Genomic DNA, 11,937 nt, shown 5'->3' with positions numbered 1-11,937 from the left:
CCCGCGGCGGTGCTCGCGCGGGGGGGGGCGGGGCCGGCCGCCCAAGGCGATGGCGTGAGGCGACGATGGCGATTCCCGATTATCAGACGCTCATGTTGCCGGTGCTGCGGCACGCCGCTCTGGGCGAGACCCGCGTGCCCGATCTCGAAGACCAGATTGCCGACGAATTCGGCCTGACCACGGAGGAGCGGGACCAGCTTCTGCCCAGCGGCCGGCAGAAGATCCTGCACAACCGGATTCACTGGGCGAAGTTCTATATGGGCAAAGCCGGGCTGATCGATTCGCCCCGCCGCGGCCGCTTCGTCGCCAGCGAGGCCGGGCGCGTTCTGCTCGCGCGCAACCCGGAGCGGATCGACGTCGAGCTGCTGTTGCAGTACCCGAGCTTCCAGGAATTCCGTCGCAGTGGCGCGGCGGCGGCCGGCGAAGCCGGAGAGCCTCCCGAGGCCGCTCTCTCCGCCACCGAGCCGACGGCCTCGACCACACCGGAAGAGCAGATCGAAGCCGCCCATCTCGCCCTGCAGGCGGCGCTGCGCGACGAGTTGCTGCAGCGCATCCTGCAGAACAGCCCGAGCTTCTTCGAACAGGTGATCGTCGATCTCCTGGTCGCCATGGGTTATGGCGGCTCGCATCGCAGCGCCGCCACCCGGTTGGGCCGCAGCGGCGACGGCGGGGTCGACGGCGAGATCAACGAGGATCGGCTGGGGCTCGACCGCATCTACATCCAGGCCAAGCGCTACGCCGATGTCACGGTCGGCCGGCCCGAAGTCCAGGCCTTCGTCGGCAGTCTCGTGGGGCGTGGCGCGACCAAGGGCGTCTTCGTCACGACCTCGAGCTTCAGCCAGCAGGCGAAGGACTTCGTCCAGCATCTCGCGCAGCGCGTGATCCTGATCGACGGCCAGCGCCTCGCCGACCTGATGATCGAATACAATGTCGGCGTCCGCACCAGCCGGGCGATCGAGTTCAAGCGGCTGGACGAGGACTTCTTCACCGGGGACGACTGACGCCGGCCACCCTACGGTCTGGCGAGACCTCGTGGCGCCTCGGCGGTGCCGGGGCCGCTGGCCGGGCACCATCTCGCCGCGGCATGTGTTCGAGCTGGACGACCGGCTCAAGGAGGGACGAGTTCAGGCAGGACGTCGGCGACCTCCCGATCGGCGAGGTTGTCGCCCGCTTCTGCCGAGGGTTGCGTGTCGAGCCGGACTGGAGCCTGTGGTAGGCCGAGCCCTGGGCGATCGAGGAGAGCGGGCACCCGCTGTCGCCCCTATGCCCGGCCCGAGACCCTGGATCCTCCAGCGAAGCCGAAGCGCCCTCGACCCCCAGTCGCGAAACCGACGCCGGATGAGCCGCCCGCAAGGCCGCCGCCCAGGCCGCCGAAGCTGGACAGCAACTGAGCGCCGGTGCTGGGGGCTGCCCAAGGAGATGAAACCGTCATTGCGAGCCCCGAAGGGGCGCGGCAATCCAGCGGCACCTCCGTCGGATCGCCCTGCTTGGGATATCCGCCTCGATTGACCAGCTCTCGGCACCGCTGATACACAGTCCGGCGACGGTTCCCGCATGGGATCAAAAGGGAACACGGTGGCGCCCCCCAATCGAGTGTGAGGGGGGCGGAATCCGTGGCTGCCCCCGCAACTGTCAGCGGATCGCCGAGCGTCCTCGTGGCCCCTCAAGGGCCATGCCACTGCCCGCGGCGCGGGTGGGAAGGCAGGCGCGAAGCCATGATCCGCGAGCCAGGAGACCTGCCGTCGCAGCGCAATCCGTTTCCCGGGCGGGGTGGCCCGGGCAGGAGGTTCTCGTGATGGCGTTCCGGTCCTTCCCTTCGCGTGCCCTGGCCCTGGCCGGGCTTCTCGTCCTGTCGCCGGCGGCGTGGGCCGACCCGACGCAGTATCCGCTGACGCTCCGCAACTGCGGCGTCGACGTCACCTTCGACCACGCCCCGCGACGCGCCGTGTCGATCGGGCAGAGCAGCACCGAGATCCTGCTGTCGCTCGGCCTGGCCGACCGCATCGTCGGCACGGCCGTCTGGTTCGGTCCGGTGCTGCCGGCCTATGAGGCGGCGAACGCCAGGATCCCGCGCCTGGCCGACAACGACCCCAGCTTCGAATCCGTGGTCGGGCAGGAGCCGGAGCTGGTGACGGCCCAGTTCGAATGGCATGTCGGGCCGCAGGGCTCGGTCGGCACCCGCGAGCAGTTCGCCGGCCTCGGCATCCCGACCTACATCTCGCCGGCCGATTGCGTCGAGAAGGACAATTCCGGCGGCGGCGACGGCGTGCGCAAGCAGCTGTTCAGCATGGACCTCGTCTATCAGGAGATCCGCGACCTGGCGCGGATCTTCGACGTCGCCGACCGGGGCGAGGCGCTGGTGGCCGAGCTGCAGCGGCGCGAGGCCGCGGCCATCGCCTCGGTGGCGGGTGCCCGGCTCGGCAATGTCCCGATGGTGTTCTGGTTCTCCAGCAAGGAGGTCGCGGGCGAGGCCTTCGTCGCCGGCAAGAACGGCGTGCCGGCCTACATCCTGCAGCAACTCGGCGCCCGCAACGTCATCACCACCGAGGAGGAGTGGCCGCTGGTGAGCTGGGAGCGCATCGCCGCCGCCAACCCCGCAATCATCGTGATGGCGGAGATGAGCCGCCGCCGCTACCCGGCCGACGACACCGCGGTGAAGCTGAATTTCCTCGCCACCGACCCGGTGGCCAGCCGGCTGGAGGCGGTCAGGGGCAAGCGCTTCGTGGTGATGGACGTGCAGGCGATGCAGCCTTCGATCCGCGCCGTCGACGGCATCGAGGCGGTGGCCAGCGGCATCAAGAGCTTCGGGCTCGGGGGGTGAGGCCGCTCCTCGGCGGCGGCTGGGGCGTCCGCGTCCTGCTGGCCGTGCTGTCCCTGGCGGTGCTGGTCGCGGCCATCGCCCTGGCCGTGTCGATCGGCGAGATGGCGATCCCCCTGGCCACCACCGTCCAGGCGCTGGCCAACCGGCTGTTCGGCGCCGGCTTCGCGCTCAGCCCGATCCAGGAAGGCGTAGTCTGGGACTACCGGCTCAGCCGCGCTTTGGTCGCGGCCTGCTGCGGCGCCGCGCTGGCCCTGTCCGGCGCGATCCTGCAGGCGCTGCTGCGCAACCCGCTGGCGGAGCCCTATGTCCTCGGCATCTCCGCCGGGGCGTCGACCGGCGCCGTCGCGGTGATGATCGCGGGATTCGGCGGCGGCGCCGTCTCGCTGTCCGGCGGCGCCTTCATCGGCGCCGTCCTCGCCTTCGTCCTGGTGTCGCTGCTGGCGGCCGGGGTTGGCGGCGGCGTCGACCGGGTCATCCTGGCCGGCGTCGCCGGATCGCAGCTGTTCAACGCCCTGACCTCGACCATCGTTACCACCTCGGCCAGTGCCGAGCAGGCGCGCGGCGTGATGTTCTGGCTGCTCGGCAGCCTCGGCGGGGTGCGCTGGCCGGATGTGCAGGTCGCGATGCCGGTCGCGGCGGCCGGCTTCGTCCTGTGCATCCTGCACGCCCGCGCGCTCGACGCCTTCACCTTCGGGGCGGACGCGGCGGCCTCGCTCGGCATCGCCGTCACTCGGGTGCGAGTGGTGCTGTTCGCGGCGACCGCGGCGATGACGGCGACCATGGTCAGCATCGTCGGGTCGGTCGGCTTCGTCGGCCTCGTCATCCCGCATGCCGCGCGCTTCCTGGTCGGGCCGGGCCACGCCCGGCTGCTGCCGGCCACGGCGATGATCGGTGCCATCTTCATGGTGCTGGCCGACATCGTCTCCCGCATCATCATCCCGCAGCAGATCCTGCCGATCGGCGTGGTCACCGCCCTGTTCGGCGCGCCGGCCTTCGCGGTGCTGCTGTACCGGGCGAGGCGGGAGGCATGACCATCGCGACGCATGACGTGCGCTGGGCCGCCGGCGGCCGGATGATCGTCGACGGCGTGACGCTGGAGGCGGCGCCGGGCCGGATGCTTGGCCTGCTGGGCCCGAACGGGGCCGGCAAATCCACCCTGCTGCGCCTGATCTGCCGGCTGCGGCGGGTGGAGAGCGGCGTGATCACCCTGGGCGGCGCCGACATCGCCGGCCTGGCCCGCGCCGCCATCGCCCGCCGCGTCGCCCTGGTCGAGCAGCAGGCGGCGACCGACATGCAGGTGACGGTGCTCGATGTGGTGCGGCTCGGCCGCACCCCGCATCGCGGCCCGCTGTCGCCCTGGGGCGACCGCGACGACGCGGCGGTGGAGGAGGCGCTGCGCCGGGTCGGGCTGGAGGGCAAGCGCGGCCAGTCCTGGCACACCTTGTCGGGCGGCGAGCGGCAGCGGGTGCAGATCGCCCGCGCCTTGGCCCAGACGCCGACCGAGCTGCTGCTGGACGAGCCGACCAACCATCTCGACGTGCAGCACCAGCTCGAGATCCTGGCGCTGGTCGGCCGGCTGCCGGCCACCAGCATCGTCGCCCTGCACGATCTCAACCTGGCCGCCATGTTCTGCGACGCCGTGGCGCTGCTGCGGGACGGGCGGGTGGTCTGCGCCGGCGCGCCGGAGGAGATCCTGACCCAGGCCCGGATCCGCGAGGTGTTCGGCGTGCGCGCCCATGTCGAACGGTCGCCGCATCACGGCCGGCCCCATATCCACTACCTGCCGGGGTAGCGGAAGCCGGCTTCGGGCTTGACATCCGGGCCGGAATGGCGTTTTTCACCGCTTCCATTCCTGGGAACGTGGGTCCGGCGCACGAGCCGGCGCCCCGCCTTGCCGTTGGCAGGGCCTACCGGGACAACATGAGAGAGGATCGAGCGCGTGAGCAAGCGCCTGAATTCGAAGCACAAGATCGACCGCCGCCTCGGCGTCAACCTCTGGGGCCGTCCGAAGAGCCCGCTGAACAACCGCGAATACGGCCCGGGCCAGCATGGCCAGCGGCGCAAGAAGCCGACCGATTTCGGCACGCAGCTGATGTCCAAGCAGAAGCTGAAGGGCTACTACGGCAACATCGGCGAGAAGCAGTTCCGCCGCCTGTTCGAAGAGGCCGTGCGCCGCAAGGGCGACACCGGCGAGAACCTGATCGGCCTGCTGGAGCGCCGCCTGGACACCGTCGTCTACCGGATGAAGTTCGTCCCGACCGTGTTCGCCGCCCGCCAGATCGTCAACCACGGCCATGTCCTGGTGAACGGCAAGCGCCTCAACATCGCCTCCTACCAGGTCAAGGACGGCGACGTGATCGAGATCAAGCAGAAGTCGCGTGAGCTGCCGGTGATCCTGGCCGCGATCTCGTCCTCCGAGCGCGACGTGCCGGACTACATCGAGGTCGACCACGGCTCCTTCAAGGGCAAGATCGTGCGCAGCCCGGCCCTGGCCGATGTGCCGTATCCGGTCCAGATGGAACCGAACCTGGTGGTCGAGTTCTACAGCCGCTGATCTCAGCCGGCTGTCCGACGAGAAAAGGGGCGCCTCCGGGCGCCCCTTTTTGTTATCAGCCGACGCCGTGGCGCGGAGCCACCGGCATCCTCGCGCGCCGGGTGGCGTCGAAGGTGAACAGGGCCAGCCCGGCCCAGATGCAGGCGAAGGTCACCAGCGTGGCCGGCCGCAGCGGCTCCTCGAACACCAGCGTGGCCAGCACCAGGTTGATGCTCGGCGCCAGGTATTGCAGCAGCCCGACGGTCGACAGCGGCAGGTGCCGCGCCCCGATCATGTACAGCACGATCGGCAGGCCGGTGATCAGGCCGGAGGCCATGATCGCCAGCGACATCGCCCAGCCCTCGCCGCCGGCCGCCATCGGGCCGAAGGCGCCGGCGCCCTGGCTCCACAGCCACAGCAGATAGGCCAGGCAGGCCGGCAGCAGGAAGCCGGTCTCGACCATCAGCCCGACGAAGGGGTCGATCCTCTCGCGCTTGCGGATCAGGCCGTAGAAGCCCCAGGTCGACGCCAGGACCAGGGCGATCCACGGGATCTCGCCGGCGCCGATCACCGAGACCAGGACGCCGGCCGCGGCCAGGACGACGGCCGCGACCTGCAGCCGGCTCAGCCGCTCACCCAGGAAGGCGACGCCGAGCAGGACGTTGATCAGCGGGCTGAGATAGTAGCCGAGCGCCGACTGCACCAGATAGCCGTTCAGCACCGCCCAGATGAAGACGCTCCAGTTGACGGTCACCAGCGTGGTGGTGGCGCAATAGGTCAGGAAGCGGCGGCGGCTGCGCAGCACGTCGCCGATCTCGCGCAGCCGTCCCAAGGCCAGCAGCAGCAGGCCCAGCATGACCACGCTCCACAGGATGCGGTGCGCCACGATCTGCCAGGGGCCGATATGCTCCACCGCCTTGAAGTAGAGTGGCGCGAAGCCCCAGATCAGGAAGGCGCTGAGCGCGGCGCCGGCCCCGAGGCCGCGGCTGGATTGGGTGGCCATGATCGTCCCGATCAACCGGCCACGGTCCGGGCCCCGACCTGCCGGTCGCGGCCGGCGCCGAGGCCGGCCAGGGCCGCGACGATGCCGATCGCCAGCACCAGCAGCCCGGCCGCGGTCCAGCCGCTGGTCCAGTCGTGCAGCAGGCCGATCAGCAGCGGCCCGCCGGAGGCCAGGGTGTAGCCCACGCCCTGCGACATCGAGGAGAGATGGGCCGCGACATGGGCGTCCGGCGTGCGCAGCACCACCAGGGTCAGGGCCACGGCGAAGGCGGCGCCCTGGCCGATGCCGAGCAGCACGATCCAGAGCCAGACCGTGCCCAGCGGCGCGAAGATGCAGCCCAGGAACCCGGCGAGCGAGAATGCCATGCACAGCACCGCGGCCAGCTTCTGGTCGCGGCCGCGGGTCGCCAGCGACGGCGCCACCAGCGCGGCGGCGACCTGGACCATGATCGAGACCGAGACCATGAGTCCGGCGGTGACGCCGTCGACGCCGCGGTCGCGCAGGATCGGGGCCAGCCAGCCGAAGACGCTGTAGGCCAGCGAGGATTGCAGCCCCATGAACAGCGTGACCTGCCAGGCCAGCGGGTCGGCCCACAGGCCGCGGACGGTGAAGCCGGCATGGGCGGCCGGGCCCTGGCGCGGCGGGATCTGGGTCAGCCAGACCAGCGCAGCGATGATCGCCGGGATGGCCCAGAAGGCCAGGGCCAAGGCCCAGGACCCGTCGGCCGCCCGGGCGAGCGGCAGGGTGCTGCCGGCGGCGATCGCGGCGCCGGCGCACAGCGCCATGGTGTAGACCCCGGTCATCAGCGCGGCCTTGTCCGGGAAGTCGCGCTTGACGATGCCCGGCAGCAGCACGTTGGTGACGCCGATGCCGGCGCCGGCCAGGACTGCGCCCAGCAGCAGGGCAGGGGTCGTGCCCAGGCCGCGCAGCGCGGTGCCGACCGCCAGCACCAGCAGCAGCGCCAGGATCGCGCGCTCGGTGCCCAGCCGCCGGCTGATCCGCGGCGCCAGAACACCGAACAGGCCGAGGCAGACCACCGGCGCCGTGGTCAGCAGGCTGGCCGTGCCGGCGGAGATGCCGGTGTCGGCGATGATCTCCTTCAGCACCGGGCCCAGGCTCGACAGGGCCGGGCGCAGGTTGAGCGCGATCAGCACCAGGCTGACGACCAGCAGCCATCCGGCCTTGAGCGGCGTCGCCGGCGCCGGGACGTCGTCGACCTGGGCGTCGATCAGCAACTCGTCTGCAAGGCCATGGGGGGCCAGGCCATGGGGGGCAGGGGGCACGGCCCGGGCCTTCCGATCCTGCTCGGCTGTCGACACCACGGGCTTCCTCCTGACGGCGAAACAATATCCGCCCCGGCGGATCGCGGGGCGGTTGGCTGCCATTCTGGACTGGAGCGGGGCGTCGCCGCGCGCCCCACCTCGTCATGCCTGGGTCCAGGGCTCGGCATGGCCGGCCGCGGGGCGCAGTCGGCTGTCATTCATCAGACAAGACTCTGCTAGACTGCCGTCTTGGGGGAGAGAGGGGGCATGGCAGCTTCGCCGATCGCCGTAAAGCTGATTACGCCGCGGCCGAGCCACATCGTCCGGCGGTCCCGGATTCTCGAGGCCATCGGCCAGGGCCTGCGGAACGGCTGCTGCTGGGTGGCGGCACCGGCGGGCTACGGCAAGACCACGGCCGCCGTCGACTACCTCCGCGACCGCCGCGAACCGCATCTGTGGTACCGCGTCGACGAGGGCGATGACGACATCGCCAGCTTCTTCCATTTCCTCGGGCGGACCTTGCCGGCCGGCAGGGCCCGCCGCCTGCCGGTGTTCGGACCGGAATACGCGGAACAGCCCGAGGCCTTCGCCCGCCGCTTCTTCCAGGCCTTCTTTGCCCTGCTGAGGCCCGGCACCGTGCTGGTGCTCGACGACCTGCACCGGACCGAGACGGCGCGCTTCCGCGGCACGCTCGACATCCTGCTGCAGGAGCGCCCGCGGCAGCTGCGCTGCCTGTGCCTGGCCCGCACCCTGCCGCCGACGGAGCTGGCCGGGCTTCGGCACCGCGGCGCCATCGCGGTGATCGACCACGCCGATCTCGCTTTCTCGGACGAGGAAGCGCGGGAGCTGGTGACGGCCCATATGCTGCGCGCCGCCTCGGCGATCGATGTCGGGGCTGCCCGGGGCTGGGCAGCCGGGCTGGTGCTGCTGGCGGAAGCCGGCATCGCCGTCGATGCCGGACCGGCGGCGAGGCCGGCCCTCGGCGGCGAAGACGCGATGTTCGATGTGCTGGGGACGCAGCTCTTCGACACCTTGCCGGCGGCCGAGCAGGACATGCTGCTGAAGCTGAACCTGCTGCCCGAGATCACCGCCGAGCTGGCGACGGCCATGGTGGGGTCGGATCGGGCCCGCTCGGTGCTCGAGCGATTGCACCGCCGGCAGCTCCTGGTCGCGCGCGGCGAGGCGGCGCAGCCGGTGTTCACCCTGCACGACCTGCTGCGCGGCTTCCTGAGCGACCGCTTCGCCCGGCATTTCCCGGCGCAGGAACAGGTCCGGCTGCGGATCCGGGCCGCGACGGTCCTCGGCGAGGCGGGGCGGGGCGACGACGCCATCGATCTCGCGCTGCAGGGCCGGGCCTGGGGGCTGGCGGGCCGGCTGATGGCGGATCATGCCGAGGCGGTGCTGGCGCAGGGCCGTCGCGCCACCTTCGCCGATTGGTGCGCGCAACTGCCCGAAGACGCGTTCGACGGCTGGCTGTGCTACTGGGCGGGCGTCGCCGCGATGCCGGACGACGGCATGGCGGAGACGTGGCTGTCGCGAGCCTGGGCCGCCTTCGAGCATGACGGCGATACGCGCGGCCGCTGCCTGGCGGTGGCCCGCGCCGTCCTGGTCAAGACCGACAGCTGGCGCACGCATCAGGGGCTGGCCGACTGGACCCGGCGCGCCTTCGCGCTCCTGGACCAGGGGCTGCCGGAGCTGCCGGCGGACGAGCACCTCCTGGTCCGGGTCGGGCTGCTGCGGGCCTGCGTCTACGCCGACGACTACCGCCGCGGCGTGGAGGCCTCGGGCCGGCTGGCGGAGCAACTGGCCGCAAGGCTGGCGACGCCCCATGCGGGCGATTCGCCGGCGTCGCGGGTGCATGCCAGCCAGATCCTGATCTCCTATTCCGGCTCGACCGGCAATGCGGCGCTGTTCGAGACCGCCGTCGACAGCGTCGCGGAGGAGCTGCACGATCCCGGCGTCTCCCCCTGGGTGCTCGGCCTCTGGCTGGTCGATTTCGGTGCGGTCAGGGGGCGCTATTTCTTCCCCTATGCGCGGCGCGGCTTTCCCTATGCCGAGGCGGAGCAGGCGCTGCGCGCCGCCATCGCCATCGGCGAGCGCGAGGCGCTGCGCGGGGTCGAGTTCGGCGCGCTGTATCATCTGCAGCTGCAGATGAAGCTGCGCAACGAGTGGGAGGAGTTCGCCGGGCTGGTCGACCGCCTGGCGGAGATCGCGGACAGCCGCTTCACCACCCAGGTCGCCGTGGTGGCGGACTGCCAGGCCGCGTTGCACACCCGGCAGGGCAATCTTCCCGAGGCGTACCGGGCCTGCGACCGCTTTATGGCCGCGATCGAGGCGGCGAACGAGCCGCCGATCGAGCGCTGGCCGCATTTCATCACCCTGTTCCAGCTGCTGCTGGCGGACCGCAAGCCGGCGCAGGCGGCCGAATTCCTGGAGGCGCGGCTGCCCCTGTTCGACGGGGCGGTGCTGCGCCGCACCGAAGCCTGCGTGCGGATCGCCCGGGCCCTGGAGGCGAAATGGGCGGGAGGCGCGGACTATTCCGACCGGCTCGGGGTGGCGATCGAGACCCTGCGCGAGACCGGTTGGATGGCGGTCCTCGTCAACCTGCCGCTGCTGCTGGCGGAGCTCTGCGCCGACGCCATCGACGGCGGCATCGGGACCGAATTCTGCCGGGCGCTGATCGGGCAACGCCGGCTCTCGCCGCCGCAGCGCCGTCCGGCGCGCTGGCCCTGGACGCTCGCGGTGCATGTGCTGGGCGGGTTCCGCCTCGAGCGGGACGGGGTGCCGTTGGACCCGGGGCCGAAGCCGCCGACGCGCTCGCTCGACATCCTGCAGGCTCTGGCCCTGGCGCGGGATCACAGCTGCCGCCTGGAGGAGCTGCAGGACTGGTTCTGGCCGGATGCGGATGGCGACCGGGCCAAGGCCTCCTGCGAGCAGGCGCTGCATCGGCTGCGCCGGCTGCTCGGGCGGTCCGATCTGGTGCTGCAGCGGGAGGGACGGCTGCGTCTGGCGCCGGACCGGGTCTGGGTCGATCTCGACGATTGGGAGGACCGCCTCCGGCAAGGACTGGCGGAGGCGGGGCCGGACTCCGACCGTCTGATCCTCGATTTTCCGGGTCCGGTGCAGCCGCGCGGGGGCGACGCCGGATGGTCCCTGCCGGCCGCCGACCGGCTGCGCGACCGGTTCCTCGACCTGGCGCTGCATCTCGGCCGCCGGCATGAGCAGCAGGGCGACGCCGGCCGCGCCCGCGGGCTGTATCTGCGCGCGCTCGATCTCTATCCGGGTTCGGCCCGGGTCCACGAGGCGTTGATCCGCGGCCGGCTGGCCCAGGCCGACACGGCAGGGGCTCTCGACGACTATGAGCGCTATGAACGGATGCTCCGGGCGACCCCTGGCACGGCCCCTTCCGCCGCGATCCACAGCCTGGTGAAGCCATTGTTGCGGCCTGCCTAGCCGACGGCGAATCGGCGAAAACCAAAGAGGATACACTCTAGCTTCAATCCGCGCACCCTCCGTTCGGCTGATGCCGAACAAGGCGTTTCCAAGCAAGGTTGAAGCTCCTCTCCAGGCTCGGCGATCCGTCCGTGTGTGCCCTTGTCGACATTCGAGAAGCGTGGCGCTGCGCCGGAGCCGGCCAGGAGATCGTGCGGTTTGAACGGAAGGTATTTTGACGATGGCGATCATTCCAGGAACACCGGGCAACGATTCCCTGTCCGGGACTGCCGTTGCCGACACCATCGACGGGCTGGCGGGCAACGATACGCTGCAGGGATTGGGCGGCAACGACACGCTCCGTGGCGGCACCGGCACGGACTACATGTATGGCGGCATCGGCGATGACCGGATCGAGACCGGCGGAGGTGGCGGCGACTACGGCTATGGTGGCGACGGCGCCGACATGCTGATCGGGTCGGCCGATGCCGAGACCCTCTACGGCGATGCCGGCAACGACCAGATCTACGGCCAGGCCGGCAACGACACGATCTATGGCGGCGCCGACAATGACACGCTCAGCGGCGGCGACGGCGACGACTACATCGCCACCGGCACCGGGATCGACAAGGTCGATGGCGGCGCCGGCACCGACACGCTGTATGTCGACCGCAGCAGCACCGTCGCCGGGGTGACCTTCACCCTGAACGGCGGCCCGGGCAGCGACGGCAGCTGGGCAGCCAACATGGAGCTGATGACCTATTATGCCGGGACCGGCAACGACACCATCACCGGGGCCGTCGGCAACGACACGATCTATGGTGGCGACGGCACCGACGTCCTCGCCGGGGTGGCGGGCAATGACTATCTCCGCGGCGGGGCCGGC

9 protein-coding genes and 1 riboswitch are annotated in these 11,937 nt (G+C 71.1%); of the genes, 7 read left to right on the top strand and 2 right to left on the bottom strand.

Annotated features, from left to right (window positions below; translation table 11 throughout):
- Positions 1-65: 65 nt before the first annotated feature.
- The 5 genes from AAHM41_RS35350 (at position 66) to rpsD (ending at position 5,375) form a co-directional block, all read left to right on the top strand.
- Positions 66-1,001: a restriction endonuclease gene (locus AAHM41_RS35350; RefSeq protein ID WP_342241325.1), complete on the top strand. Its 936-nt coding sequence runs from the start codon at positions 66-68 to the stop codon at positions 999-1,001.
- Positions 1,002-1,527: 526 nt separating this feature from the next.
- Positions 1,528-1,758, top strand: a riboswitch (cobalamin riboswitch).
- A gap of 37 nt (positions 1,759-1,795) precedes the next feature.
- Positions 1,796-2,821 carry an ABC transporter substrate-binding protein gene (locus AAHM41_RS35345; RefSeq protein ID WP_342241324.1) on the top strand — a complete coding sequence of 342 codons (1,026 nt, stop codon included), beginning with the start codon at positions 1,796-1,798 and terminating at the stop codon, positions 2,819-2,821.
- The gene (locus AAHM41_RS35340) at positions 2,818-3,852 is read left to right on the top strand and encodes a FecCD family ABC transporter permease (RefSeq protein WP_342241323.1); all 1,035 of its coding nucleotides are present in this window, start codon (positions 2,818-2,820) and stop codon (positions 3,850-3,852) included. Before AAHM41_RS35345 ends, AAHM41_RS35340 begins: the two co-directional genes overlap by 4 nt.
- Positions 3,849-4,613 (top strand): ABC transporter ATP-binding protein, encoded by a 765-nt coding sequence (locus AAHM41_RS35335; RefSeq protein WP_342241322.1) that lies wholly within the window; start codon positions 3,849-3,851, stop codon positions 4,611-4,613. Before AAHM41_RS35340 ends, AAHM41_RS35335 begins: the two co-directional genes overlap by 4 nt.
- Before the next feature lie 147 nt (positions 4,614-4,760).
- Positions 4,761-5,375: a 30S ribosomal protein S4 gene (gene rpsD, locus AAHM41_RS35330; protein WP_342241321.1), complete on the top strand. Its 615-nt coding sequence runs from the start codon at positions 4,761-4,763 to the stop codon at positions 5,373-5,375.
- Positions 5,376-5,430: 55 nt separating this feature from the next.
- Here the strand turns inward: rpsD and rarD are convergent, their stop codons facing one another.
- Entirely contained in the window at positions 5,431-6,357 is a 927-nt protein-coding gene (gene rarD, locus AAHM41_RS35325; protein ID WP_342241320.1) for an EamA family transporter RarD, read from the bottom strand.
- An 11-nt stretch (positions 6,358-6,368) separates the two neighbouring features.
- Complete coding sequence (locus tag AAHM41_RS35320) at positions 6,369-7,679, bottom strand: CynX/NimT family MFS transporter (protein WP_342241319.1); 1,311 nt, start codon at positions 7,677-7,679, stop codon at positions 6,369-6,371.
- Positions 7,680-7,886: 207 nt separating this feature from the next.
- On the opposite strand from AAHM41_RS35320, the gene AAHM41_RS35315 reads away from it, so the two are divergent.
- Both AAHM41_RS35315 and AAHM41_RS35310 read left to right on the top strand, forming a co-directional pair.
- Complete coding sequence (locus tag AAHM41_RS35315; RefSeq protein WP_342241318.1) at positions 7,887-11,072, top strand: BTAD domain-containing putative transcriptional regulator; 3,186 nt, start codon at positions 7,887-7,889, stop codon at positions 11,070-11,072.
- Between the two features lie 220 nt (positions 11,073-11,292).
- Positions 11,293-11,937: calcium-binding protein (locus tag AAHM41_RS35310; protein ID WP_342241317.1), on the top strand; the 645-nt coding region annotated here is incomplete at its 3' end.

The sequence above is a fragment of the Inquilinus sp. OTU3971 genome (assembly GCF_038440215.1).
This window is presented reverse-complemented; position numbering and strand designations above follow the sequence as displayed.

Excerpts from the sequence above, each read along its gene's own strand:
- AAHM41_RS35335 (WP_342241322.1), top strand. The coding sequence starts at position 3,849 with ATGACCATCGCGACGCATGACGTGCGCTGGGCCGCCGGCGGCCGGATG.
- AAHM41_RS35345 (WP_342241324.1), top strand. The coding sequence starts at position 1,796 with ATGGCGTTCCGGTCCTTCCCTTCGCGTGCCCTGGCCCTGGCCGGGCTT.
- AAHM41_RS35315 (WP_342241318.1), top strand. The coding sequence starts at position 7,887 with ATGGCAGCTTCGCCGATCGCCGTAAAGCTGATTACGCCGCGGCCGAGC.
- AAHM41_RS35350 (WP_342241325.1), top strand. The coding sequence starts at position 66 with ATGGCGATTCCCGATTATCAGACGCTCATGTTGCCGGTGCTGCGGCAC.
- rarD (WP_342241320.1), bottom strand. The coding sequence starts at position 6,357 with ATGGCCACCCAATCCAGCCGCGGCCTCGGGGCCGGCGCCGCGCTCAGC.